Here is a 23,992-nt window from a genome sequence, read left to right on the forward strand (position 1 = left end):
ATTTGACTTGCAAACGAGAATGATTATTATTGCATGCAGCTGGTCGCGAGATCAGTCGATTGTCCAAGTGACCTTAGGTCGGTCTCCTGGACTATCTCCTCATCAGGCTAATCACGGTTTTTGACCCGGCTTTTTGCCGGGTTTTTTTTGCCAGTTATTCTGGCTTTACCTTCAGGCTAATGAAGTCTTTTTGGTGCTGCAAATTCGATGGCGCGGATGATATCAAAAGAATATCAGTTGGCAAAAGAAGCCCCGGCATCATTGGGCCAAACTAATGTACAAATAGCACTTGAGAATCAATCGCACAGTCTCTAAGCTGCGCCTGCGTCATGGAGGACGCCCCCCTCTGCAACCCGCAATTTCTCCTGGTTTTCCTTCGGTAAGCCGTCACGCTTTCGACGTCACTCTTGGCTGAATTACCTGCGACTCCTCGTTCACTATCGAGGTGACCATCGTCGCTATAATCGACTTCAGCGCCAACTGCCCCACTGGCTGACCCTGACTGTCTGTGACCACCAATTCATCGAGCCCCGCTTCAACAAGTCTTTTGACCGCTGACTCCAATGACGTCCCCATGGGTACGGCCAACGTCGCTCCGACTTTCACCTGAACAATGGGCCGCATGATTGCCTCGACGCCGATCACCCGCCCCCGATTCACTTCTTTGACGAAGTTGGCAATGTAATCATCGGCAGGATTCATGACGATTTCCTGTCGGGTGCCTTGTTGCACCACCTCGCCATCACGCAAGATTGCGATGCGATCACCAATGCGCAGTGCCTCATCAAGATCATGGGTAATGAACACGATGGTCTTCTTGATCTCTTTTTGCAGGTCCAGCAGCACCGACTGCATGTCCATGCGGATCAGCGGATCCAGGGCCGAGAACGCTTCATCCATCAACAGAATCGGCGCATCACTGGCCAATGCCCGGGCCAGGCCGACGCGCTGCTGCATGCCTCCGGACAGCTGATTGGGATAGTGACTCGCATACCCCTGAAGACCTACCCGGTCCAACCAGCCTGTAGCAATCTCTACTTGCCTGTCACGGGACATTCCCTGGATCTCCAGCCCATAAACCGCATTGTCGAGCACGGTGCGGTTTGGCAGCAGCGCGAACTTCTGAAACACCATGGAAATTTTATGTCGGCGAAACTCTCGCAGATCATTCTGGCTCATCTTGAGCACATCCACGCCACCGACGATGACTTCGCCGGCGGTAGGTTCGATCAATCGGTTGATATGGCGGATCAAGGTCGACTTACCCGAACCGGAAAGCCCCATGATCACCTGAATCCCCCCGGACGGCATGCTGATATTGATGTCCTTCAACCCCAGCACATGACTGTGATTGCTCAACAGTTCAGCCTTGCTCATGCCCTGTTTGACCCGCTCGATACTGGCCTGCGCCTGGTAACCGAAGATCTTGTAGAGATGCCTGATTTCGATGCCGAAATCGTTGGTCAGATTAGTGGCCATGAACCCTCTCCAAGTGCTTTTGCAGTCTTCGGCCATAGGCTTGGCTGACTCGGTCAAAGATCACCGCAATACCGACAATGGCCAGCCCGTTGAAAATGCCCAGGGTGAAATACTGATTGGAAATAGCCTTGAGCACCGGTTGGCCCAAGCCTTGAACCCCGATCATCGACGCGATGACCACCATGGCCAGCGCCATCATGATCGTCTGGTTGATGCCGGCCATGATCGAGGGCAACGCCAAGGGTAACTGGACGTTTTTCAGTTTCTGCCAACTGGACGAGCCAAAGGCGTCGGCGCACTCCAGCATCTCCGCGTCAACGTGACGGATGCCGAGATTGGTCAGGCGGATCATCGGCGGCAAGGCGTAGATCACAACCGCTATCAGCCCCGCAACCTTGCCGATCCCCAGCAACATCACCACCGGAATCAAGTAGACAAAGCTCGGCAGGGTCTGCATCACATCCAGTACCGGGCTGACCAGGTTCTGCAGACGATTGGAGCGGGCCATCGCGATCCCGGTCGGCAAACCGATGACGACGGATATCACCGTGCAGACGAAGATCATCGACAGGGTTTTCATCGTGTCGGACCACATGTCCAGATACCCGATCGCCATCAGCGTGAACACGCACCCCAAGACGATTCTCCAGCTGCGGCTGGCGAACCAGGCAATCAAGGCGACCAGCACGATGATGATCCCGGATGTGGTGATCATCGCCACCGGCGGCCTGCCCCATACCGAAATTCTCTCGGCTGGCAATGAGCTGGTGGTCTCCACCTGGGACATTATTGCCGGGGATGTGAAACCCGGGCGCAATGTCCTGCTGTTCGACGACGCCGGTGATCATGCGGCGCTGCAGGCTGCCGAGTTCATCGCCAGAAGTGGCGCAAAAGTCGAGATCATGACGCCGGACCGGACCTTCGCGCCGGAAGTCATGGCGATGAATCTGGTGCCCTACATGCGCTCGCTGCAAGCATTGGATACCACCTTCACCGTCACCTACCGGCTGCTCGCCGTCGAGCGCGAGGGTCAGGATCTGCTGGCCACGATCGACAGCGATTACGGCAATGCGCGCAAGGTTCGACGCGTCGATCAAGTGGTGGTCAACCACGGCACCCGACCGCTGGACGAACTGTATTTCGAATTGAAATCCGCTTCCAGCAACGGCGGTGTGGTCGAACATCAGGACCTGATCGTCGGCAACCCACAACAGGTTGTGACCAACCCGGACGGCAGATTTCAGTTATTTCGCATCGGCGACGCTGTGGCTGCGCGCAACACCCACGCCGCGATCTACGATGCCTTGAGACTGGTCAAGGACTTGTAAACGAACTCAGGTGAAAAACATGCAAAGCAATGAAACACCCTCGTGGAGCATTGCCGGGAAAAACGGCATCCAGGGACCGGTCGAAGGCTCTATTTATTACTCGTCCTCGATGGATGACTGGTTGCCGACAAAGGCTGAAGGCTTCTGGATCAAACCGCTGTTTGAGGACAGCGAGCGCGGAGAAAAAACCCTGTTGATGAAAGTCGACCCTGGCGCCCATGTTGCCAGCCATACCCATGAAGGGGAGTTGGAGCAACTGTTCGTACTCCAAGGCTCATTCTACGATCAGAACCGAACACTGAACGTCGGCGACTACTGTTGCCGCGCACCGAACGCGGCACACAGCGCGGGCTCGGTGCAGGGGGCCATCCTGATGGTGATCTATACGCGCCGATGAAGGTTTCACTTCACCGCAGGGCGATGTTCGGGGTGAATGGCGCAACGGTAGCCGTCCAGCAATCCTGCCCTCCTCAGGAACCATGCGCCATTCCACAACCCGGGTTCTGAGGAAAAACAATGGCGACCTATAGGACTTGGCGATTTTTTCCAGCCGCCTGATCCTTTCCAGCGTGTAAAGTAGCAGCCATAAAAATCATATTCAGGAACCGACTATGACTGCGGCCAAATCTTCCTTCGACATCAGTGCAAACTTTGACAGCGGCAACATTGAAGTACTGGATATCAGCAATCCGCTTCAAGCGTTACTGGCCATCAAACCCGACACTCGCAGCCAGCATTTTCAATGGTTCCACTTCAAGGCCAGCGGCCTGCACGTGGGTCAGGAACATTGGTTTCGCCTGAACAACGCCAGCAAGTCCTCATACAACAAAGCCTGGGACGGTTATCAGGCCGTTGCATCCTACGATCACGTCAACTGGTTCCGCGTCCCCACCATCTTTGAAGGCGACTGCCTGCGCTTCAGCCTCGAAACCACCGCCACGCACGCCTGGTTTGCCTACTTCGAACCTTACGGTCGTGGCCGTCACGACTGGCTGATCGAACAGGCACTGACCAAGGCCGGCACCGAGCTGCTGGCCACGGGTAAGAGTGTTGAAGGTCGAGACATCCAGTTGCTGCGTAAGGGCACGGGTGCCGAAGGCCGGCGCAAGGTCTGGATGATCGCTCAGCAACACCCCGGCGAACACATGGCCGAGTGGTTTATGGAAGGCGTGATCGAACGTCTGGAAAAACACGACGACCCAGTGTTGAACAAACTGCTGGCCAGCGCCGACCTGTACCTGATCCCGAACATGAACCCGGACGGAGCCTTCCTTGGTCACCTGCGCACCAACGCCATGGGCCAGGACCTGAACCGCGCCTGGCAGAGCGCCAGCCAGGACCTCAGCCCGGAAGTGCTGTTCGCTCAACTGCAGATGGAAAAATATGGCGTCGACCTGTTCCTCGACGTCCACGGCGATGAAGAAATCCCTTACGTGTTCACCGCCGGCTGCGAAGGCAATCCAGGCTATACGCCGAGAATCGAAAAACTCGAAGAGCATTTCCGCAGCCATCTGAAACACCTGACCAAGGATTTCCAGACCAAGCACGGCTACACCCGCGATGAGCCGGGAAAAGCCAACATGACCCTGGCCTGCAACAGCGTCGGTCAGAAATTCGACTGCCTGTCGTTGACCCTGGAGATGCCGTTCAAGGACAACAACGATGCACCGAATGCGCTCACGGGCTGGTCCGGCAAGCGCTCGAAGCAATTGGGCAAAGACGTGTTGACCACCATCGCCGACATGGTCGACACCCTGCGCTGATCGCCCGGCCCCTGTAGCAGCCGGACGCAGCCTTCGGCAGCTGCTACACGGGACGCAGGCTGCGCCAGCTGCTACAAGGTCAGCCGCGATCCTTGCCGCGCAACATGCTGTCCAGCACGTCATCGCGCCGCACCCAACCGTGAAACAACGCCGCCGCCAAGTGCAGCAGAACGGTGAGAAACAGCAGATACGCCAGATACCCATGCGCCTTGCGCAGGAACGCAAACACCTGTGCATTGGCCGGCAGGATCGACGGCAACTGGATCGAAGTGCCAAGCATCACCGGGTCCCCCGCCGCCGAAATCATTGCCCAACCGAGCAACGGCAATACCAACATCAAGACGTACAGCAAGACGTGCGAGGCCTTGGCCGCCAGTGCCTGCCAACCCGGCAAGTCTGCTGGCAACGGTGGCTGTTGCGTGGAAAAGCGCACGAACAAACGCACGATCACCAGCAGCAAAATCGCCACGCCCAACGGCTTGTGCAGATGAATCAACCACTCATGACGCTCGGACACCGAGGCCACCATCCCCGCGCCGATAAACAGCATCGCAATGATCATCAGCGCCATCAGCCAATGCAGCAGCCGCGCCAACGGCGCGAAATGGTTCGGTTGAGCGCTCATTGTTGAGCCTCCTGTTTAGCGGCGGGCAACTGACTGACTTCACTGGTGCGGCGCAAGTAGGAATTGGCGTAACCGGCTGAACGAGCAGCGAGCAACGGGTCGTGGGAACCTTCGATACCGCTGGGCAGCACGAGCGGATCGTAGTTGATGTCGCGGCACTCGCCATTGAGTTGTGGCTGCGTACTTTCAAGGACCAAGGTGCCGGCATTCAGGACTTTGCGACCGTCGGGCCAGGCCTTGCTGGCGTCGTCGACCGGATCCTCCGGGTTCGCCAGCGTGATCCTCAACTGCCAACGCAGCGGCCCTGCCGACAAGCGCTGAACCAGGTCTTTCTCAAGAAAATCACTGCCTTCAGGCGCTGTGGCACCCACTGCATCCTGCGCCACCGGCACCATTTGCCAACGCACTGCCTGGCGTTGACCGGCCGCGTTCACCAGGTAAAACGCGTTGACACTGTTGTAAGTCTCCGTCGCATAACTGGCCGACGGCTTGGCGGTTTTGATCCAGGCCAGGAACGGCGCAGATTCCGGATGAGAACCGAAGAATGCCGGGGCCGCCGTCGGGTTGGGTTTACCAGTGGCAGGATCCGGTGACTGGGCTTGCTGAAATTGATAAAACGCCTCAGGAGTGCCCACCGGGAACACCGGCATGCTGTTCATCCCGGTGCGCCACTGTTGACCATTGGCCTGGGTGAATCGCAACGCCATGCTGCGAATCGGTACGGCGCTGTCCGGTGCGTAAGGGTTGCCGGCGGGCAGTGCGAATCGCCCGACCACCGGGGTCCGGGCTTCGCTGAACACCTGCGCACGGGAATAACTGCGTGCTTCAGCGGTGCTTTCGAAATGGCCGATCACGCACACGCCTTTGGCGTGGTTACGGCGGAAACCCGGGTGTACGCCGTTGTTCTTTTCCAGCACGTTGATCAGCGCTTTTGGCGTCAGGCGCTGTGGGTCGAGTGTGCCGTTGACGTAGGCAAAGGCACCGGCCAGCGCGGCGACCACCACCGCAATGCCAGTCAAACGCAGCGTCAGGCTTGCGGCACTCAGCGGTGGCCGGGTGGGCGGTGATGAGCGATCTACCATGAATAACTCCAGGGCCATCGGCCACAAGTGAGAAGAATCAAGCAGACGTACCCCACCGTGCTTTATTCCATCGCCCGGTGTTTATTTTTGCAGGCGTGGAATAACCTCGAATACCGGGCGTCTTCCTAGTCCAAAGCGTAGTGACTAGTCAGAAACACATGAACGATATCGACGAACAACTCAGAGAAATCATTCCCAGGTTGCGGCGTTTCGCCGTTTCACTGACGCGCAATCCCAGCAGCGCCGACGATCTGGTGCAGTCGAGCCTGGAGCGAGCGCTGTCGAGCTGGGGTGACAAACGCCCTGGGGGCGACTTGCGCGCCTGGTTGTTTTCGATTCTGTACCGGCAGTTTCTGGATGCCCATCGCCGCACCCGGCGTTATGCGCGAATGCTCGAATTCTTTACCGGGCGCGACGACGCACAGCCGTCGGTCGAACGCACGGTGATTGCCCAATCGACGCTGCACGCCTTCGATCAACTCACCACCGAACAGCGCGCGCTGCTGCTTTGGGTGTCGGTGGAAGGTTTGAGTTATAAAGAGGTCGCCGAGATTCTCGACGTCCCCACCGGCACCGTGATGTCCCGCCTGTCCCGCGCCCGCCAGGCCTTGCGCCAGCTCAGCGACGGCGAAATCACCAGCCCTTCTTTGCGGATACTCAAATGATCAGCATGCCCCCAAGCGAGCGTGACCTGCACGCTTACGTCGATCACCAACTCGACGACGCCGACCGACGTCTGGTCGAGACCTATCTGGCCAGCAACCCGCAAATGGCCGCGCAAGTGCGCGCCTGGCAGCACGACGCCCAACAATTGCGGGCAGCCCTGAGCGGAGCCCTGCAACAACCCGTCAATCAGGAGCTTGACCCGGCGCTGATTCGCCAGCGCCTTAAACACCAATCCCGTCGTCATCTGGCCAGCGCGGCCGTGCTGTTGATCGCCGTCAGTGTCGGTGGGTTGAGCGGCTGGCAAGCGCGCGAGATGACCCTGCCCGGCGCCCCGCCGCCGATGACCGATGCCATGCAGGCTTATCGCCTGATCGCCCAGCAAGGCATCCTGCCAGCCGACTATAAAGTCAGCGCCGACGGCGACATGCAGGGCTGGCTCGACCGTTATTTCACCCGCGCCAATCGCCTGCCGGACCTGTCGAGCGCAGGTTTCAAACCGGTCAGCGGCCGTTTGCTCAGCACCGAACAAGGGCCGGCGGCGATGGTGGTTTATGAAGATCAGGGCGGGCACAAGATCAGCTTCTACGTGCGCCCACCGGGACCGAAAAACAACTTGCTGCCACGGGGAAGTCGCAGCGATGGCGAGTTGCAGGCCGAGTACTGGTCTGGCAGCGGCTACAACTATGCGATGGTCAGCCCGAGCGACACGCCGGCGGCGCAGATGCTCAAGCAAACCGCACAATTCTGACCACACCGCGGATCCCCTTGTGGTGCTCCCACAGAGGTCGGCGTCGATTACAAAACCTGGACCTACCCCCAATCAACTGTAGGAGTGAGCCTGCTCGCGATAGCGGTGGGCCAGTTGACATCAATGTTGGATGTACCGGCCTCATCGCGAGCAGGCTCACTCCTACAAGGGGGATCAGCGATTTATTCAGCCCTGCCCAAACACCTGCGAAGGCCTTCGCAGCAGCGGATCGAAGGGATTAATCCGCGGCCCGATCATCGAGGCTTCGCGCTTGAGCATTTCCACCACCGTCGGCAATCGATCCGGCCCAAGCCGGTCACTGACCGTCGCCACACTCAACGCCGCCACCGCCCGCCCCTCTCGATCCAGAATCGGCACCGCCACCCCGGCCATGCCTTGCAGCACACCGGTGTTGCGCCCGGCATAACCCAGCGAGCGCACGTTCTTGACCTCCGCGCGCAGGAACACTTCGTCGTAAAGATGGAAATCTTTGAGTCGCGGCAAGTTGTAGCGAATCACCGTGTCACGCTCCTCCTCCGGTAGAAACGCCAGAATCGCCAGGCTGCCCTGACCCACTCCCAGCGCCACTCGCCCACCGATATCGCCGGTGAACGTGCGGATCGGAAACGGCCCTTCGCTGCGGTCCAGGCAGATCGCGTCGAAACCGCTGCGCGCCAATAGAAACAACGAATCCCCCAACGAAGCCGAGAGCCGCAGCAGCGACGGTCGCACCAGTTCGCGCAGGTTGCCGGTATTGCCCGCACGCGCCGCCAAGGCAAAAAAATCCAGGCTCAGGCGATAGCGTTTGCTGCGCACATCCTGTTCGACCATGCCCTCGTCCATCAGGCTGCGCAACAAACGGTGCGTAGTGGGTTGCGACAAGCCGATGCGCTGCGCCAGTTGCGTCACGCGCTCCCCGCCCTCGACGGTGTCACCGAGGCTGCGCAGCACGGCAAACAATCGGGAGACCGCGCCGACACCGACTTCATTTTTGTTTTCATTCCGCTCAGTGGAATCAGGCATATGGTTTCTCGACAATAAATTTACTCACTGAATGAAATCGAAAATAGTCATCGCTTCAGTGAAATAGGCCATTGAGCCCATCCTAGTCTTCGTCCTAATCTGCGTCCACAGGGGCGATTCGAACAACAGCGGCAGCCGACTCAAGTCGAGCGCCAACGCACCCAGCAAGACCTTTTCGTATCTGCCCATACAAAAAAGCGCGCCTTCGGGTGACGCATAACAATCTCAGGTGGAGCGCAGTCATGGCTTTTGTGCAACTTGAAGGACTCGGCAAACGTTACGGCGAAATCGACGCCGTCGTGGCTACCAACCTATCGGTGGAGAAAGGCGAGTTCGTGTCTTTGCTCGGTCCGTCCGGGTGCGGCAAAACCACCACCCTGCAAATGATCGCCGGCTTCGTTGAAGTCACCAGCGGTCGCATCCTGCTCGACGGCCGTGACATCACCCACGCCAAACCCGCCAGCCGTGGCTTGGGCGTGGTATTCCAGAGTTACGCGCTGTTCCCGCACATGACCGTCAAAGACAACGTCGCCTTCGGCCTGCGGATGCGCAAAGTACCCGCCGCCGAGTTGCAGCAACGCGTGGCCCGGGTGCTGAAACTGGTGCGCCTGGATCAACATGCCGAGCGTTATCCACGCGAGCTTTCCGGTGGCCAGCGCCAGCGTGTGGCACTGGCCCGGGCCTTGGTGATCGAGCCGCCCGTGCTGCTGCTCGACGAGCCGCTGTCCAACCTCGATGCCAACCTGCGCGAAGAAATGCAATTCGAGATCCGCCGCATTCAGCGCGAAGTCGGGATCACCACGCTGATGGTCACCCACGACCAATCCGAAGCGCTGTCCATCAGCGACCGCGTGGTGGTGATGCAGGCCGGACGCATCACGCAAATCGACGCGCCTTACACCCTTTACGAACATCCACGCACCGAGTTCATTTCCGGCTTCGTCGGCAAAGCCAACCTGCTACCCGGCGAACGTGACGGCTCGGGCGTGGTGCAAGTGCGCAGTGGCGGCGAGCTGACCCTGAGCCTGCGCCCGGAAAAAATCGATCTGCGCGAGCGAGATCACGGGCGTCTACAGGGCAAGATCGCCAGCCGCTTCTTCCTCGGTAGCCAATGGTTGTATGGCGTCTCCACGACCCTGGGCGACATCAGCGTGGTGCGTCGCAACGACGGTTCGACACCGCTGAACGAAGGCACAGCGGTCGGTCTCGACTGGGATGCAACGCTGCTGCGGGTGCTGACTGTCGATGAGGTGTCGGCATGAGTACGTTGGTCGCCGTTCGCCAGGGACGCCAAGGGTATTTGTTGTCGGCACCGGCCCTGGCGTTGTACGTCAGCCTGCTGGCCATCCCGCTGCTGCTGACGCTGGTGTTGTCGTTCAACGTCTTCGACTACAGCTCGGGGATCAATGGCGACGCCTACACCCTCAGTCATTACAGCAGCCTGCTGGGCGACCCGTACTTCTACGAGATCTTTCTGCGCACGATGTGGATCAGCGCCCTGACTACCCTGCTTTGCGTGGTGATCGGCGTGCCCGAGGCCTACATCCTCAGTCGCATGGGCGCACCGTGGCGTTCGATCTTTTTGATTTTGATCCTCACGCCGCTACTGATTTCGGTGGTGGTGCGTGCGTTCGGCTGGAGCCTGTTGCTCGGCGCCGACGGCCTGGTCAATCAAACCCTGCAAGCCTTCGGCGGTTCGCCGATGAAGCTGTTGTACACGCCGTTCGCGGTGGTGATAGCGCTGGTTCACGTGATGCTGCCGTTCATGATTATTCCGGTCTGGACCTCGCTGCAGAAACTCGACCCGGCCGCCGAACAAGCGGCGATGTCCCTCGGCGCCAGTCACTTCACGGTGATGCGTCAGGTGGTTCTGCCGCAGATTATGCCGGGCGTGTTGTCAGGCACCTTGATCGTGTTCGGCCTGGCCGCCAGCTCATTTGCCATCCCCGGCCTGCTGGGCGGGCGTCGACTGAAAATGGTCGCCACACTGATCTACGACCAGTACCTGTCGGAGCTGAACTGGCCGATGGGCGCGGCGATTGCCGTGGCGCTGCTGTTGCTCAACCTGCTGATCATGCTGTCGTGGAACCGGATGATCGAAGGCCGCTACAAGAAGTCATTGGGATAACTCGTCATGTCCAAGAACGGTCCTTTCGCCCTGCTGTTCCATGCCCTGGTGGTGCTGTTCATGCTCGCGCCGCTGGTGGTGGTCTGCCTCGTTGCGTTCACCCCGGAAAACACCCTGAGCCTGCCGACCACGGAGTTTTCACTGCGCTGGTTCCGTGCGGTCTTCGAGCGCGCCGATTTTGTCGATGCGTTCTACAACAGCTTGATTCTGGCGTTCTGCGCCGCCAGCCTGGCGACCCTGATTGCGGTGCCAGCGGCATTGGCGATCACCCGTTTCGAGTTTCCGGGACGGGACTTTTTCAACGGTCTGTTCCTGTCGCCCATCATCATTCCGCACTTGGTGCTGGGCGTTGCCTTGCTGCGTCTGTTTGCGCTGATGGGGGTCAACGGCAGCTTCACCTGGCTGATTTTCGCCCATGTGCTGGTGATCACTCCCTATGTGCTGCGACTGGTGCTGGCCTCGGCCATTGGCCTGGATCGTAGCGCCGAACATGCGGCGCAATCCCTCGGCGCCGGACGCTTCACGCTGTTCCGGGAAATCACCTTGCCGATGATTCTGCCGGGGGTAGCGGGGGGCTGGTTGCTGGCGTTCATCAACAGCTTTGACGAGGTCACGCTGTCGATTTTCGTCACCTCGCCGGCCACGCAAACCCTGCCGGTGCGCATGTACGTGTACGCCACCGAATCCATCGATCCGATGATGGCGGCGGTGTCGGCCCTGGTGATCGCGCTGACCGCGCTGACCATGATTCTGCTTGATCGGGTCTACGGCCTTGATCGGGTGCTGGTGGGTAAACAATGAGGGCGCCATGGCTTTGCTGAAACGACTGGCCGAGGGCGACCGCCCGGCCGTGAACTTTACCCTCGACGGCCAACCGGCCACCGCCCTGCTCGGAGACACCGTGCTGACCGCGGTGCTGACCTGCAGCGACCACCTGCGCGGCAGCGACTTCAGCGCCGAGCCCCGCGCCGGGTTCTGCCTGATGGGGGCGTGTCAGGACTGCTGGGTCCGCCTGGGCGATGGCCGGCGCGTGCGCGCGTGTTCGACGCTGCTTGAGAACGATCACCACATCACCCGCGAACCGGGGCGCTCGCTATGAACACACCTTTCAACTGCAACCCCACAGGGGTTCAGCGGCGATCACAACACCTGCAATCAACACAAATCAAATGTGGGAGCGAGCCTGCTCGCGAAAGCGGTGTATCAGTCACCACCTATGTTGAAACTACCGCCGTCTTCGCGAGCAGGCTCGCTCCCACAAGGGTGTTGCGGCGATCATTTGAATGGTGGTGGGTATGAAGCCCGTGGTGATCATCGGTGCCGGCCCGGCCGGGATTCGGGCGGCGCAGACGCTGGTGGCGCATGGCGTTCGCCCGGTTTTGCTGGATGAAGCCGCGCGCGGTGGCGGGCAGATTTATCGGCGCCAGCCGGCCAACTTCAAGCGTTCGGCGGTCAAGTTGTATGGCTTCGAAGCGGGCAAGGCCGAGGCGCTGCATCAGACCCTGGATACGTTGCGCGAACAGCTCGACTATCGGCCGGATACCCTGGTGTGGAATGCCGAAACGGATGCGCTCGACACGTTGCATGAAGGTCGCGCCGCACGAATTGAATTCTCCCGCGTGATTGTCGCTACGGGCGCCACCGACCGGATTCTGCCGGTGCAAGGCTGGACGTTACCCGGCGTCTACAGCCTCGGCGCGGCGCAGATCGCCCTGAAATTTCAGGGCTGCGCCATCGGGGAACGCGTGGTGTTCGCCGGCAGCGGTCCATTGCTATATCTGGTCGCATATCAATACGCCAAGGCCGGCGCGAAAGTGGTCGCGGTGCTCGACAGTTCACCCTTCAGTGCCCAAGTCCGCGCCCTGCCCGGCTTGCTCTCGCAACCGGCTACGCTGGCCAAAGGCATTTATTACCGCAGCTGGCTGACCGCTCACGGCATCCCGGTGCATCAGGGCGCCACCTTGCAACGCATCGACGGCGAACACCGGGTTCAGTCGCTCAACTGGTCCGGCTCAAAGGGCGAACAACGCCTGACGTGTGACGCCGTCGCCTTCGCCCATGGCCTGCGTAGCGAAACCCAACTCGCCGATTTGCTGGGCTGCGAATTTGCCTGGAACCCGCTCAACCGCGCCTGGCTGCCGCAACGTGACAGTGCCGGGCGCAGCAGTGTCGCCGAGGTTTATCTGGCCGGTGACGGCGCCGGGATCATGGGCGCCGATGCCGCGGAAATGGCCGGTGAACGGGCAGCGCTGGCCGCGCTCGAAGACATCGGCTACCTGATTGCGCCGCAGCGCTGCGTCCAATTGGAACAATCGCTCACCCAGGTAAACACCTTTCGCAAAGGGCTGGAACAGGCCTTCATCTTCCCCGAACACTGGGCAACCGAAACCGCAGACGACGTGATGATCTGCCGCTGCGAAGAAGTGCGCGCCGGCGATATCCGTCAGGTCGTGCGCGAAGGCCACTGGGAAATCAACCGGGTCAAAGCCCATTGCCGCGTTGGCATGGGCCGCTGCCAGGGGCGGATGTGTGGCGCTGGTGCCGCAGAAATTATTGCCTGCGAAAGCCAGCGTGACGTATCGCAGATCGGTCGACTGCGCGCACAAGCGCCGATCAAGCCGCTGCCGTTTGGCCTGGAGGTCGAATCGTGATCGAAGTTGACGCCATCATCATCGGCGGCGGCATCGTCGGTGCCTCGGCCGCCCTGTTTCTCAGCAAAGCCGGACGTCGTGTGGCATTGCTGGAGCGGGATTTTTGCGGTTCACATTCCAGCGGAGTGAACTATGGCGGCGTGCGGCGTCAGGGTCGGCCGCTGTCGCAATTGCCCTTGTCGCAGCGGGCCCACGAGATTTGGGGACAACTGCCACAGTGGATTGGCATTGACGGTGAATATCAGCGCAGCGGCCATTTGAAGCTCGCGCGCAGCCTCGACGACTTGCGCGCTTTGCAGGATTACGCCACCAGCAGCCAGGGTTTCGGCCTCGATTTGCAGGTCCTTGATCGCCTTGAATTGCGCGCACGTTTTCCTTGGGTCGGTGACGTCGCCGTCGGCGCTTCGTTTTGCCCCGACGATGGTCACGCCAACCCGCGACTGGTTTCCCCCGCTTTCGCCCAAGCCGCGCGTCGCCACGGCGCACAGGTTCATGAACAATCAGCGGTCTCTTCCGTGGAGCACGACGGCCAGCGCTTTCGGGTCAGCACCCAAAACGGTCTCGAACTGCACGCGCCATGGCTGCTGAACTGCGCCGGCGCCTGGGCCGGCAGCCTTGCCGAACACTTCGGCGAAGCGGTGCCCATGCACGCCGGGCACCCGGCGATGCTGGTCACCGAGCCGTTGCCCCTGGTGATGAATGCCAGCACCGGCGTTGAAGGCGGCGGCATTTATGCCCGTCAGGTCGCTCGCGGCAATTGCGTGCTCGGCGGTGGCCAAGGCTTTGCACTCGACGGTGCCCGTGCGCGCCCCGGCCAACAAGCGGTGATCGATATCCTGCGCCAGGCCGTCGAACTTTACCCGTTTCTTGAAGGCGCTCAGGCGATTCGCACCTGGAGCGGCACTGAAGGATATCTGCCCGACCGCCAACCGGTGATCGGCCACAGCAGCACTCAACCCGGTCTGTTGCACGCGTTCGGCTTTGCCGGTGCGGGTTTTCAGATAGGGCCGGCGGTGGGCCAGGCGCTCACCGAGATCATCTGCAACGGCGCCTCGTCGACGTCGCTGGATGCGTTTTCCATCACCCGGTTTCACTCCATCTCCGTAGCTTGAAAGAGGAAGGTCGCGCCAATGAATCATTTCAAACGCACTGCACTGCTCGGATTTTCATGCCTGAGCGCCCTGCTCACGGTTACCCAGGCTCACGCCGAGCCGACGCTTTATCTGGGCATGAACGGCGGGACCATGGAGCGGCTGTACGCCGACAAGGTATTGCCGGTTTTCGAAAAAGCCAATAACGTCAAAGTGGTCATCGTGCCCGGTACCTCCGCCGATATTCTGGCCAAGGTCCAGGCCAGTAAAGGCAACCCGCAACTGCACGTGATGTTCCTCGACGACGGCATCATGTACCGCGCCATCGCTATGGGCCTGTGTGACAAGCTTGAGGACAGCCCGCCCCTGGCGCAGATTCCCGCCAAAGGCCGAATCAAGGATCAGGCCGTGGCGGTCAGTCTCGGCGTCACCGGGCTGGCGTACAACACCCGGTTGTTCAAGGAGAAAGGCTGGAGCGCACCGACGTCCTGGATGGACATGGCCGACCCGCGCTTCAAGGACAAACTGGTGTTCCAGTCGATGGCCTCGTCGACCTTCGGCCTGCACGGTTTCCTGATGTTCAACCGCATCCAGGGCGGCAGCGAAACCGACGTCGAGCCGGGTTTCAAGGCCTGGCCAAACACCGTCGGACGCAACGTGCTGGAATACATTCCGAGCTCGGCGAAAATTTCCGAGATGCTCCAGACCGACGAAGCCGCGCTGTTCCCGTTGACCCCGACTCAGGTCACTGCGCTGAAACTCAAAGGCATGCCGGTCGAATACGCGCAACCGAAGGAAGGCGCCGTGGTGCTCAACGTCGCGGAGTGCGCCATCGCCAACAACACCCAGCCGGAACTGGCACAAAAACTCGCCGCGTTCTTGCTGACGCCTGAAGCGCAAGCCGCTGCACTGGAAGACGGCGACCAGATCCCGTCCAACCCGAACACCCCGACCACCGACAAGACGCGCGGCCAGGTCGAGGCGATGAAGCAGTACCTGCAAACGGCGATTGCCATCGATTGGGATCAGGTCAACGAACAGCGCCCGGCGTGGAACGCGCGGTGGAATCGCAGCATCGAACGGTAGATAACTGCCCCCGCACCCAGCTCGGCAGCTCCGCTATCGATGTAGCAGCTGTCGAGCAGCGCGAGGCTGCGTCCGGCTTGTAGCAGCTGTCGAGCACCGCGAGGCGGCGTCCGGCTTGTAGCAGCTGTCGAGCACCGCGAGGCGGCGTTCGGCTGCGCAGCAGTCGTAAACCCCGCACACACGGTCCTTCTGGAACACCGCTTTGCCTGATTTCACGACTGCTGCGCAGTCGAACGCAGCCTCGCAGGCTCGACAGCTGCTACAGGCTGTAATCCCTGTCCGACAACCCGCATCGTCCATCGACATGACTGGATGGGCAATTACCCATCTGGTTACACTACGCCGCCGCTGCTGCTCGGGGAGCCGGCCTGACGATTTCTGGATGTTATGACCATGGCCGCTCGATCGCCCAACCGTTCGCGACTGACATCACGCTTGCCTTTCTTGCGCAGTCTTTTGCGCAAAGCGCTTGCGGCGCCGGCCAGTGGCATCTCGGCGGGCAAAGTCGTCCACGATTACTTCCGTCAAAAGGCCCATGCCCAGGGCTACACCCTCAGCCACAGCCAGCAGCGAGTGATCGACTGCATGGCGCAGCACGCCACCGCACTGCTCGGCGAGTCGGCGAAAACGCTCCCCGGTCTTTACCTGCATGGCGCGGTTGGACGCGGCAAGAGCTGGTTGCTCGACGGCTTCTTCCAGGCGATCCCGATCGAGACAAAACAGCGGCTGCACTTCCACGAGTTCTTTGCCCGGTTGCATCAGGGCATGTTCACCCATCGCGATCAACCCGATGCGCTGGCAGTCACCCTCGATGAACTGCTGAGCGATTGCCAGGTGTTGTGTTTCGACGAGTTTCACGTCCATGACATCGGCGATGCGATGCTCATCACGCGGTTGTTCAAGGCGCTGTTCCGTCGCGGCATTCTGCTGATGGTAACGTCCAACTATCCGCCGGAAGGGTTGTTACCCAACCCGCTCTACCACGCGCGTTTCAAACCGGTCATCGAGTTGATCCACGCCCGCATGCACGTGATGGAGGTCGGCGGCCCGCATGACTACCGCAGTCAGGTGAAAACGCATGCGCAGCAGGTGTTTACTCAAGGGCGGTATGTCTGGCCGGGTAGCGTGACGCAACGCCAGGCATTGAACCTGCCCGAACGCGACGCCCTGCCGTTGCAACTGCCGGTCGGCACCCGGCACTTTCAAGCGCGGCACTGTGAAGCAAGGACCATCGGCTTCACCTTTGGCGATCTGTGCGATCACCCCACGGCGGTCATGGATTATCTGGAGCTGTGCCGGCGCTTCGATCACTGGATCATTGACGAACTGCCCAACCTGGCCGACTGTTCGATCGCCGCGCAGCAGCGTTTTATCAATTTGATCGACGTTTTATACGATCAGGACAAGCACCTGACACTGCTCGGCCAACAGTCGTTGCGTGAAAGCCTGGGCGGCGATGCCATCGATCTGGCGCGTACGCGCAGCCGTTTGGGGCAGTTGCTGGAGGTACGCGTACCCACCTGACAGGCGAGTCTGCTTTACCGCTATCATGTCGCCCATTTCCAGGCCCCTGCGCCTTCCCTTGATCAAAAGCGAACTCGCTCATGGATACCCTCGCCCAACTGCGCGCCGGCCAATTGACTGGCATCACCCGCCTGGACCTGGCTTGCGGCCTGACAGAATTCCCCCGGGAAATCTTTGACCTGGCAGACTCGCTGGAAGTGCTCAACCTCACCGGCAACGCCTTGCGCAGCCTGCCGGATGACCTCCATCGCCTGACCCGCTTACGGGTGCTGTTCTGTTCGGACAACCTGTTCACCGAACTGCCGGCGTGCCTGGGCCAATGCGCCGCGTTGACGATGATCGGTTTCAAGGCCAATGCCATCGAAACCGTCCCTGCTGCCGCGCTGCCGCCGTTGCTACGCTGGTTGATCCTGACCGACAACCGCATCACCGAACTGCCTACTGAACTGGGCGACCGACCGTACCTGCAAAAACTCATGCTCGCCGGCAACCGCTTGCAGCGCCTGCCCCGCAGCCTGAGTCAGTGCCATCGGCTCGAACTGATTCGCATCGCCGCCAATCAGCTCAGTGAACTGCCCGAATGGCTACTGGCCTTGCCCAGCCTAACCTGGCTGGCGTACGCCGGTAACCCGCTGGAAACCGAAGCCGATGCGGCTGCACTGGAAGCCACGGCCCAGATTCCCTGGGATCAATTGCGTCTGGAGCAGCAACTGGGCGAAGGCGCTTCGGGGGTGATTTATCGGGCCACATGGCAACAACCGGGGCAACCGGCCATGCCGGTCGCGGTCAAGCTCTACAAGGGTGAAATGACCAGCGACGGTTCACCCCTGCACGAAATGAACGCCTGCATCACCGCCGGCCTTCACCCTAACCTGATCCGGGTCGAAGGCCGAATCGTCGATCATCCCGACCAGCAAGCCGGGCTGGTCATGCAACTGATCGATCCGAGTTATCGCAATCTGGCCGCGCTGCCGAGCCTGGCCTCCTGCACCCGCGACATCTACACCGATGACACCCGTTTCAGCGCGGGCGTGGCATTGCGAATCGCCCATGGCGTCGCCTCGGTGGCCAAACACTTGCACCGCCAAGGCATCACCCACGGCGACCTCTATGGCCACAATATTCTGTGGAACGAGCACGGTGATTGCCTGCTGGGGGATTTTGGCGCGGCGTCTTTCCACGCAACCTGCGACAGCCCTGAAAGCCGAGCGCTGCAACGGATCGAGGTGCGGGCATTTGGTGTGTTGCTGGGGGAATTGCTGGAACGTATCGACTCGGGGCTGAGCGATGTTGCGCGCGAGGAGCTGGAAGTGTTGCAGGAGCGTTGCTGTCAGCCAGAGGTATTGAAGCGACCGGGGTTTAGCGAGATTGTGCGGGAACTGCAAGATAGGTGACCGCTGCGCGGTCATTCGCGAGCAGGCTCACTCCTACAGTTGACCGAGTTCGTCAGATAGAACTCAATTCAACTGTAGGAGTGAGCCTGCTCGCGATAGCGGTATTACTGAATAAGCAAATTACCCAGCCAGACCGACAAACATATCCTGCACATCATCATGGTTGTCGAGGCCTTCCAGGAACGCTTCGACTTCAGCCATTTGCTCATCGCTCAAACCGCTGACCGGGTTCTTCGGCTGATAACCCAGTTTCGCCGCCAACACGGTGAAACCTTGCTCTGGCAGTGCTTTTTGCACCGCATCCAGGTCCGCTGGCTCGGTCAGGAACAGGGTTGTGCCCTCTTCTTCACCTGGCTCGAAATCCTGGGCTCCTGCTTCAATGGCGGCCATTTCCGGATCGGCGTCCGGGCTGTCCGGGGACGCCTCGATCATGCCGACATGGTTGAAGTCCCACGACACCGAACCCGAAGCGCCCAATTGGCCCTTACGGAACGCCACGCGGATTTCAGCCACGGTGCGATTGATGTTGTCGGTCACGCATTCAACGATCAGCGGCACCTGGTGCGGTGCGAAGCCCTCGTAAGTCACGCGATGGTATTGCACGGTTTCGCCCAACAGGCCCGCGCCTTTCTTGATCGCACGATCGAGGGTTTCCTTGGGCATCGAGGCTTTCTTGGCCTGTTCAACCACAAGTCGCAGGTGTGCATTGGTGGCGGTATCGGCGCCGTTGCGCGCAGCAATGGTGATTTCTTTCACCAGTTTGCCGAAAATCTTGCCCTTGGCGTTGGATGCCGCTTCTTTGTGTTTAACCTTCCACTGTGCGCCCATTACTCACTCTCTTGATCTGTGGCGCCGAGACATCTATTGGCCGACGCGTTGCGCAAGTTTATACGGCCTAAAGTTGGCAATCGACCAAAAAATGCGGACTGACTCACCGGCATCACGGATCGACATTTTCGCCAGTACTCGTAGGGCAATTCTGAAACGCCGATTTACGGTGACCATTGAGTGCCCTGGTTTCGTACCCTTCGCGTCCGTACTCCATGGCAGAAGCGCGTTCGATGCACAACGACAAGGAAAGTCTCTACACCCTGACCCTCCTCAACAGCGGATTGAGCCTGCAGGTATTGAAGTTCAGTGGCGCTGAAGGCCTGAACCAGCCCTATCGATTCGACATTGAAGTGATTGGCCTGGTGCCGGCGATGAACCTCGCCCCCCTGCTGCAACAACCGGCTTATCTGAGCATGGGCGATTACACCGGCATTCACGGCATTGTTCATAGCGCCAGCCGTGAACATCGCGGCTTGCATCGCATCGGCTACCATCTGGTGCTAGTGCCCTACGTTCAAAACCTCGATCGCCACCGTTGCCGTCGGGTGTTTCATCGCCTCGGCGTGCCGGCAATCCTGCGTCAATTGTTCCAGGAGCATGCGCTGCCTGAGGCCAGCTATCGCCTGGAACTGGCCTGCGTGCACTACCCGCCCCGGCCGTTTTGCATTCAATACGAAGAGACCGACTTGATGTTGATGCAGCGACTCTGCGAAGAAGAAGGCATCCACTATCACTTCGAACATCGGCAAGACGGGCATGTGCTGGTGCTGGCCGATGACACTCAGAAATTCCCCGAGGAGCCGCTGTTGCTGCCCTTTCAGGCCGATACCAGTCACGAGTCTTTGTTGCCGGTCATCCATGAGCTGTCCCAGCGTCATGACGCGCGCGCCCGACCTGAACGCCGAATCGCCCACAGTCGCGGCCCTCAAGCTACCGGTGACGGCGCAGCCAACCACACCTTCGCCAAATCATCCGTTTCGACCACACGCCCCGCCCCCGAGCAGGCACACCGCGTGCAACTCAGTCGTCGGGGACTGGAGCGGTTGCGCTGCCAGCATCGGCAGATTGAAGGCCAAAGCAATCAAGCTGACTTGCGCAGTGGAAGCATCGTACAAGTGGCGGAGCATCCACTTTCGGATTTCAACGATCAGTGGCTGACCACCGATGTTCAACACGAGGGGCAACAGCCTTCAATCCTCGTCGACCAACGTCCTCGGCGCTACAGCAACCGATTCACCGCCATTCCATGGTCAACGGAATTCAGGCCCGCACTGACACAGCCCCGGCCGAGTATTCCGGGTTATCAGACGGCGTTAGTGCTGGGCGCGGTCGGGCAACCGGCAGCGCTGGATGAACACAATCGAATACACGTGCGGCTGTGGCCAACACTGGAAGATGACGCGGATAAATCGACCGGCCTATGGCTTCCCGTGGCCCTCGCCACGGCGGACGGTCGGATTGATCCCTCCAGGCTGCCTATCGCCGGCACTGAGGTGCTCATCAGCTTTCTCGACAGCGACCCGGACCGCCCGGTGTTGTGTGCCGCCGCAGGCCGCCCGCCAAAGCCTCCAGCCGCTTACCCATCACGCCGTGATGGACGTTTATTGCTCGATTGGCTGATCAATCGCTAGCCCTTGTCAGCCTTGCCGGCCGCTGCGGCAAATTTGGCCAGACGCACGTCCAGGTGCCGTGGCCGGCGCCCGTGATCTTCGGCGCGCTCCTTGCGGCGGATAGCGTTGCGCACCATCAAGGAGCCGAGGTAACGAATCGGCTCCGGTGGAAAAAACCCCAAGGGGCCGTTCACCAACGGCGAACGGGTCCAGGCGTTGTCCAGCCCCAAGACCATCGAAGCCAGAATCTGCCCACCCATGTGGCACGGGCCAACACCGCTGCCGGAGTAGCCGAACCCGTAGAACACATTCCCGCTGGCGCTCATCTGGCCAAAGAACGGCAGACCGGTGACCGAGCGATCCGACGGGCCGTTCCAGGTCGCCTCGACCTTGGCGTCGGCGAACGCTGGAAAGAACTCGCTCAGGCTGTCTTTCAACAACCCGGCGTACGGCGACGGCTGATCGAACACCGGCAACATCCGCCCGCCATAGGCGAAGGTGTTACCACCCTTGCCGAGCATGATCCGGCCGTCCGGGGTGTTGTGGTAGTAGTGCACGAAAATCCGTGAATCGAGCACGGTGACACCGCTGGTCAGGCCAATTTCGTTAAGCAGATCAGGGCGTGGTTCGGTGATCAGCATGTCGCTGGAGACAATCGCCACGCTGCGCTCGAACTGCGGGAACGCCCGGGCCATCCAGGCGTTCATCGCCAGTACCACCCGGTCCGTGCGAACCGTGCCGTTGGGGGTTTGAATCCCCGCCGGCTTGCCCTCCTCCAACCCGGTCATCGCGGTGTTCTCGTGAACTCTCACGCCCAGCTGCAACGCCACCCGCCGCAAGCCGCGCACCAGTTTGCCCGGTTGCACACTGGCGGCCGCCGGGGAAAACCAGCCCTCCAAATGCTTGCTGGAACCGGCCATGCGTTGCACGTCGGCGACCGGACGCTGGGTGAACGAGTTGATGCCATTGCGCTCCAGCGCGGCAATCACTGCATCGGTCGAGCCACACTGGGCGCGATTGGTCGCGGTGTAGAGCGTGCCATCGAGACGGTAATCGGCATCCACGCCGTACTGTTCGCAGAAGGTGCCAATCGCGTAAATGCTGCGCTCGGATTCCTTGACCAGGCGCACCGCTTCCTCGACACCGAACAGCCGCTCCAGGGTGAAGTACTTGGCCGACCACGACAGCGCGCAACCGCCGTTGCGGCCACTGGCGCCGGCACCGCAGATGTCGGCCTCGATCAGCACCACGTCGAGTTCGGGGTTCTGCTCCTTGAGCATGATCGCGGTCCACAAACCGGTGTAGCCGCCACCGACGATGCACACATCCGCGCGGGTGTCGCCGTCCAGTGCCGGGCAGGTGTCAGACGTCTCAGCCTTTAAGGCCTGGTCCAGCCAAAAGGGTCTCATGGGGAAAATCTCCAGTCAGATGCCCACACGCCAGCCCGCCGCCAGTGCAGCAGGCTGCGAGGGGCAGGATTCAGGTACGCAGGGGTTTGATGGCCATCGCCCGATTGGGCACGAATGGGTAGTTGGTACGCAGGCCAGCCGGGCGGCTGTTCCAGTGGGGGATCAACACCAGGGCCGAGAACAAGGCGCAACCGGCGAAGACAATGAACACGGTGACCGAGTCGAAGTAACCCGGCAGCAATCCACCGAGAATCGCCCCGACCGAACCGCAACCATTGACGAAACCCGCCGCCGTCGCGCCCGCCTTGGCGGTGCCGAAATCAATCGCTGCCGCGCCGCTGATCATCGAGTCCGGTCCGTACAGGGTCAGGCCCATGACAAACAACAGCACGACCACCAGCAAGACGCTGCCGGTGTGCAGGGCGCCCATGAACAAGGCCAGGGTCACCGTCAGCGCCAACAGACTGAGGACGCAGGCCGGCATGCGTCGGGCACCGAACACCTTGTCCGACGCCAGACCGAGCAGAATGGGCCCGAGCAACCCGGCCAGTTCAAACGCGGTCGGGATGATCGCCGCGCCAACCTTGCCCACCGTCGGCATTTGCTCGAAGACGATCACCGGGCCCCACAGCAGAATCGCGTAGCGCGCCGGTTTCAGCAGAAAGTACGCCAGGCCCAGCACCAGCACCGTCCGGTTGCGCAGGATTTCCTTCAAGGGTTCCATAATGCTGATCTTGCTTTGGGCGTCAGCCTCTTCAGCCGTCAACTCGGGTTCGAGGTCTACCGCCGGTAGACCCACGTCTTGCGGCTTGTTGCGTTGAAAAATAAAAAACAGCACGGCGACCAGCCCAACCACCGCCGCACTGGAAATGAACGCCGCATGCCAGGTGCCGATCAGCGTATACGCCCACCAGCCCGCAAACGGCGATGCCACCAGCCCACCAAAGGCATAGCAGGAACTCCATAACCCCAGCACTCTGCCGCGCTGTTGCGCGGGGAAGAAACTGCCGAGGTTCTTACACAGCCCGGACCAGCCAGTGGACTGCGCCAAACCTTGAATCAACATGCAGGTCGCGAAGATCGGCAGTGTCGCGTAAGTGCCCATCACCAGCGCTGCTGCCGCCGAAATCAGTAACCCGCCGAGCACCACGACCCGTGGGCCAAAGCGGTCGGCGAGCATGCCCCAGGTGAACTGCCCAAAGGCGTACGCCGCCAGGTAGATCGCGTCGAGGTTGGCCATGGCCATTTTGTCGAGCATGAAGGTGGGGTCTTCGGCGATCCCCAGTTTTGCCACGGAAAACGCTTTGCGGGTGAAGTAGAAAGCGGCGTAGGCGAGCCAGGTGATCGCAAAGATCTGCACGCGCCAACGCTTGATGGTGCCGATGGGATTGTTCATTGTGGTTCTGACCTCAGGGTGTGAGTGTGCCGGCAGAATGGGTAGAAACGCCTGTGTTTTTATTGTTGAGCACTGCGATATCGCTGTTTCCCTGTGGCGATACCGGTCAGATGAGTCCTGCTGTTGCGCGCACAGGCTCATGGCCACCGATGCTGTTC

22 protein-coding genes and 2 pseudogenes are annotated in these 23,992 nt (G+C 60.4%); 15 read left to right on the plus strand and 9 right to left on the minus strand.

Annotation, left to right across the window (positions count from 1 at the left end):
- Positions 1-387 precede the first annotated feature (387 nt).
- Entirely contained in the window at positions 388-1,479 is a 1,092-nt protein-coding gene (locus KGB06_RS15520) for a glycine betaine/L-proline ABC transporter ATP-binding protein (protein WP_223517176.1), read from the minus strand.
- Positions 1,469-2,194 (minus strand): ABC transporter permease, encoded by a 726-nt coding sequence (locus KGB06_RS15525; RefSeq protein ID WP_223517178.1) that lies wholly within the window; start codon positions 2,192-2,194, stop codon positions 1,469-1,471. The genes KGB06_RS15520 and KGB06_RS15525 overlap by 11 nt, the downstream gene beginning before the upstream one ends.
- Here KGB06_RS15525 and KGB06_RS15530 point away from each other — a divergent pair.
- Positions 2,178-2,807 (plus strand): annotated as a pseudogene (locus tag KGB06_RS15530) (N-methylproline demethylase); the annotation flags it as partial. The gene KGB06_RS15525 and the pseudogene KGB06_RS15530 overlap by 17 nt on opposite strands.
- A gap of 19 nt (positions 2,808-2,826) precedes the next feature.
- Positions 2,827-3,204 (plus strand): cupin domain-containing protein, encoded by a 378-nt coding sequence (locus KGB06_RS15535; protein ID WP_223517180.1) that lies wholly within the window; start codon positions 2,827-2,829, stop codon positions 3,202-3,204.
- Between the two features lie 11 nt (positions 3,205-3,215).
- Here the strand turns inward: KGB06_RS15535 and KGB06_RS15540 are convergent.
- Positions 3,216-3,305: pseudogene (locus KGB06_RS15540) on the minus strand (hypothetical protein); the annotation flags it as partial.
- 113 nt (positions 3,306-3,418) lie between these two features.
- Here KGB06_RS15540 and KGB06_RS15545 point away from each other — a divergent pair.
- On the plus strand, positions 3,419-4,570 hold the full coding sequence (locus KGB06_RS15545; protein ID WP_223517182.1) for a M14-type cytosolic carboxypeptidase: 1,152 nt from the start codon (positions 3,419-3,421) through the stop codon (positions 4,568-4,570).
- Between the two features lie 79 nt (positions 4,571-4,649).
- Here the strand turns inward: KGB06_RS15545 and KGB06_RS15550 are convergent, their stop codons facing one another.
- Together KGB06_RS15550 and KGB06_RS15555 are read right to left on the minus strand one after the other, a co-directional pair.
- Positions 4,650-5,195, minus strand: a complete 546-nt coding sequence (locus KGB06_RS15550) for a cytochrome b (protein WP_223517184.1) — start codon at positions 5,193-5,195, stop codon at positions 4,650-4,652.
- Positions 5,192-6,277: a catalase family peroxidase gene (locus KGB06_RS15555; RefSeq protein WP_223517186.1), complete on the minus strand. Its 1,086-nt coding sequence runs from the start codon at positions 6,275-6,277 to the stop codon at positions 5,192-5,194. The genes KGB06_RS15550 and KGB06_RS15555 overlap by 4 nt, the downstream gene beginning before the upstream one ends.
- A gap of 158 nt (positions 6,278-6,435) precedes the next feature.
- Between KGB06_RS15555 and KGB06_RS15560 the strand changes: the two genes are divergently transcribed.
- Together KGB06_RS15560 and KGB06_RS15565 are read left to right on the plus strand one after the other, a co-directional pair.
- Positions 6,436-6,942, plus strand: a complete 507-nt coding sequence (locus tag KGB06_RS15560) for a sigma-70 family RNA polymerase sigma factor (RefSeq protein WP_223517188.1) — start codon at positions 6,436-6,438, stop codon at positions 6,940-6,942.
- Positions 6,939-7,691, plus strand: coding sequence for an anti-sigma factor family protein (locus tag KGB06_RS15565; RefSeq protein WP_223517190.1), 753 nt, complete (start codon positions 6,939-6,941; stop codon positions 7,689-7,691). Before KGB06_RS15560 ends, KGB06_RS15565 begins: the two co-directional genes overlap by 4 nt.
- Before the next feature lie 186 nt (positions 7,692-7,877).
- Here the strand turns inward: KGB06_RS15565 and KGB06_RS15570 are convergent, their stop codons facing one another.
- Complete coding sequence (locus KGB06_RS15570) at positions 7,878-8,714, minus strand: IclR family transcriptional regulator (RefSeq protein WP_223517192.1); 837 nt, start codon at positions 8,712-8,714, stop codon at positions 7,878-7,880.
- Between the two features lie 242 nt (positions 8,715-8,956).
- Here KGB06_RS15570 and KGB06_RS15575 point away from each other — a divergent pair, with 242 nt between their 5' ends.
- From KGB06_RS15575 to KGB06_RS15615, 9 genes are all read left to right on the plus strand, one after another.
- Complete coding sequence (locus KGB06_RS15575; RefSeq protein WP_223517194.1) at positions 8,957-9,976, plus strand: ABC transporter ATP-binding protein; 1,020 nt, start codon at positions 8,957-8,959, stop codon at positions 9,974-9,976.
- Positions 9,973-10,842, plus strand: a complete 870-nt coding sequence (locus KGB06_RS15580) for an ABC transporter permease (RefSeq protein ID WP_223517196.1) — start codon at positions 9,973-9,975, stop codon at positions 10,840-10,842. Before KGB06_RS15575 ends, KGB06_RS15580 begins: the two co-directional genes overlap by 4 nt.
- Positions 10,843-10,848: 6 nt before the next feature.
- Positions 10,849-11,643: an ABC transporter permease gene (locus KGB06_RS15585; protein WP_223517198.1), complete on the plus strand. Its 795-nt coding sequence runs from the start codon at positions 10,849-10,851 to the stop codon at positions 11,641-11,643.
- Positions 11,644-11,650: 7 nt separating this feature from the next.
- Positions 11,651-11,941 (plus strand): (2Fe-2S)-binding protein, encoded by a 291-nt coding sequence (locus KGB06_RS15590; protein WP_223517200.1) that lies wholly within the window; start codon positions 11,651-11,653, stop codon positions 11,939-11,941.
- 196 nt (positions 11,942-12,137) lie between these two features.
- Positions 12,138-13,493 carry an NAD(P)/FAD-dependent oxidoreductase gene (locus KGB06_RS15595; RefSeq protein ID WP_223517201.1) on the plus strand — a complete coding sequence of 452 codons (1,356 nt, stop codon included), beginning with the start codon at positions 12,138-12,140 and terminating at the stop codon, positions 13,491-13,493.
- Positions 13,490-14,605, plus strand: a complete 1,116-nt coding sequence (locus KGB06_RS15600; protein WP_223517203.1) for an NAD(P)/FAD-dependent oxidoreductase — start codon at positions 13,490-13,492, stop codon at positions 14,603-14,605. Before KGB06_RS15595 ends, KGB06_RS15600 begins: the two co-directional genes overlap by 4 nt.
- Positions 14,606-14,623: 18 nt before the next feature.
- Positions 14,624-15,670: an ABC transporter substrate-binding protein gene (locus tag KGB06_RS15605; protein WP_223517205.1), complete on the plus strand. Its 1,047-nt coding sequence runs from the start codon at positions 14,624-14,626 to the stop codon at positions 15,668-15,670.
- Between the two features lie 393 nt (positions 15,671-16,063).
- Positions 16,064-17,194: a cell division protein ZapE gene (zapE, locus tag KGB06_RS15610; RefSeq protein ID WP_223517206.1), complete on the plus strand. Its 1,131-nt coding sequence runs from the start codon at positions 16,064-16,066 to the stop codon at positions 17,192-17,194.
- 80 nt (positions 17,195-17,274) lie between these two features.
- Positions 17,275-18,588: a protein kinase gene (locus KGB06_RS15615; protein WP_223517208.1), complete on the plus strand. Its 1,314-nt coding sequence runs from the start codon at positions 17,275-17,277 to the stop codon at positions 18,586-18,588.
- A gap of 120 nt (positions 18,589-18,708) precedes the next feature.
- Here KGB06_RS15615 and KGB06_RS15620 read toward each other — a convergent pair whose 3' ends face one another.
- Positions 18,709-19,416 (minus strand): YebC/PmpR family DNA-binding transcriptional regulator, encoded by a 708-nt coding sequence (locus KGB06_RS15620; protein ID WP_223517210.1) that lies wholly within the window; start codon positions 19,414-19,416, stop codon positions 18,709-18,711.
- A gap of 233 nt (positions 19,417-19,649) precedes the next feature.
- Between KGB06_RS15620 and KGB06_RS15625 the strand changes: the two genes are divergently transcribed.
- Positions 19,650-21,050 carry a type VI secretion system Vgr family protein gene (locus KGB06_RS15625; protein ID WP_223517212.1) on the plus strand — a complete coding sequence of 467 codons (1,401 nt, stop codon included), beginning with the start codon at positions 19,650-19,652 and terminating at the stop codon, positions 21,048-21,050.
- Here the strand turns inward: KGB06_RS15625 and KGB06_RS15630 are convergent.
- Together KGB06_RS15630 and KGB06_RS15635 are read right to left on the minus strand one after the other, a co-directional pair.
- Entirely contained in the window at positions 21,047-22,438 is a 1,392-nt protein-coding gene (locus tag KGB06_RS15630; RefSeq protein ID WP_223517214.1) for an FAD-dependent oxidoreductase, read from the minus strand. The two genes, KGB06_RS15625 and KGB06_RS15630, sit on opposite strands and share 4 nt — an antisense overlap.
- A gap of 70 nt (positions 22,439-22,508) precedes the next feature.
- On the minus strand, positions 22,509-23,834 hold the full coding sequence (locus KGB06_RS15635; RefSeq protein WP_223517216.1) for an MFS transporter: 1,326 nt from the start codon (positions 23,832-23,834) through the stop codon (positions 22,509-22,511).
- Between the last annotated feature and the right edge of the window lie 158 nt (positions 23,835-23,992).

The sequence above is a fragment of the Pseudomonas sp. GL-B-19 genome (assembly GCF_019956415.1).
Taxonomy (GTDB): domain Bacteria; phylum Pseudomonadota; class Gammaproteobacteria; order Pseudomonadales; family Pseudomonadaceae; genus Aquipseudomonas.

Excerpts from the sequence above, each read along its gene's own strand:
- KGB06_RS15520 (WP_223517176.1), bottom strand. The coding sequence starts at position 1,479 with ATGGCCACTAATCTGACCAACGATTTCGGCATCGAAATCAGGCATCTC.
- KGB06_RS15525 (WP_223517178.1), bottom strand. The coding sequence starts at position 2,194 with ATGATCACCACATCCGGGATCATCATCGTGCTGGTCGCCTTGATTGCC.
- KGB06_RS15535 (WP_223517180.1), top strand. The coding sequence starts at position 2,827 with ATGCAAAGCAATGAAACACCCTCGTGGAGCATTGCCGGGAAAAACGGC.
- KGB06_RS15545 (WP_223517182.1), top strand. The coding sequence starts at position 3,419 with ATGACTGCGGCCAAATCTTCCTTCGACATCAGTGCAAACTTTGACAGC.
- KGB06_RS15550 (WP_223517184.1), bottom strand. The coding sequence starts at position 5,195 with ATGAGCGCTCAACCGAACCATTTCGCGCCGTTGGCGCGGCTGCTGCAT.
- KGB06_RS15555 (WP_223517186.1), bottom strand. The coding sequence starts at position 6,277 with ATGGTAGATCGCTCATCACCGCCCACCCGGCCACCGCTGAGTGCCGCA.
- KGB06_RS15560 (WP_223517188.1), top strand. The coding sequence starts at position 6,436 with ATGAACGATATCGACGAACAACTCAGAGAAATCATTCCCAGGTTGCGG.
- KGB06_RS15565 (WP_223517190.1), top strand. The coding sequence starts at position 6,939 with ATGATCAGCATGCCCCCAAGCGAGCGTGACCTGCACGCTTACGTCGAT.
- KGB06_RS15570 (WP_223517192.1), bottom strand. The coding sequence starts at position 8,714 with ATGCCTGATTCCACTGAGCGGAATGAAAACAAAAATGAAGTCGGTGTC.
- KGB06_RS15575 (WP_223517194.1), top strand. The coding sequence starts at position 8,957 with ATGGCTTTTGTGCAACTTGAAGGACTCGGCAAACGTTACGGCGAAATC.
- KGB06_RS15580 (WP_223517196.1), top strand. The coding sequence starts at position 9,973 with ATGAGTACGTTGGTCGCCGTTCGCCAGGGACGCCAAGGGTATTTGTTG.
- KGB06_RS15585 (WP_223517198.1), top strand. The coding sequence starts at position 10,849 with ATGTCCAAGAACGGTCCTTTCGCCCTGCTGTTCCATGCCCTGGTGGTG.
- KGB06_RS15590 (WP_223517200.1), top strand. The coding sequence starts at position 11,651 with ATGGCTTTGCTGAAACGACTGGCCGAGGGCGACCGCCCGGCCGTGAAC.
- KGB06_RS15595 (WP_223517201.1), top strand. The coding sequence starts at position 12,138 with ATGAAGCCCGTGGTGATCATCGGTGCCGGCCCGGCCGGGATTCGGGCG.
- KGB06_RS15605 (WP_223517205.1), top strand. The coding sequence starts at position 14,624 with ATGAATCATTTCAAACGCACTGCACTGCTCGGATTTTCATGCCTGAGC.
- zapE (WP_223517206.1), top strand. The coding sequence starts at position 16,064 with ATGGCCGCTCGATCGCCCAACCGTTCGCGACTGACATCACGCTTGCCT.
- KGB06_RS15615 (WP_223517208.1), top strand. The coding sequence starts at position 17,275 with ATGGATACCCTCGCCCAACTGCGCGCCGGCCAATTGACTGGCATCACC.
- KGB06_RS15620 (WP_223517210.1), bottom strand. The coding sequence starts at position 19,416 with ATGGGCGCACAGTGGAAGGTTAAACACAAAGAAGCGGCATCCAACGCC.
- KGB06_RS15625 (WP_223517212.1), top strand. The coding sequence starts at position 19,650 with ATGCACAACGACAAGGAAAGTCTCTACACCCTGACCCTCCTCAACAGC.
- KGB06_RS15630 (WP_223517214.1), bottom strand. The coding sequence starts at position 22,438 with ATGAGACCCTTTTGGCTGGACCAGGCCTTAAAGGCTGAGACGTCTGAC.
- KGB06_RS15635 (WP_223517216.1), bottom strand. The coding sequence starts at position 23,834 with ATGAACAATCCCATCGGCACCATCAAGCGTTGGCGCGTGCAGATCTTT.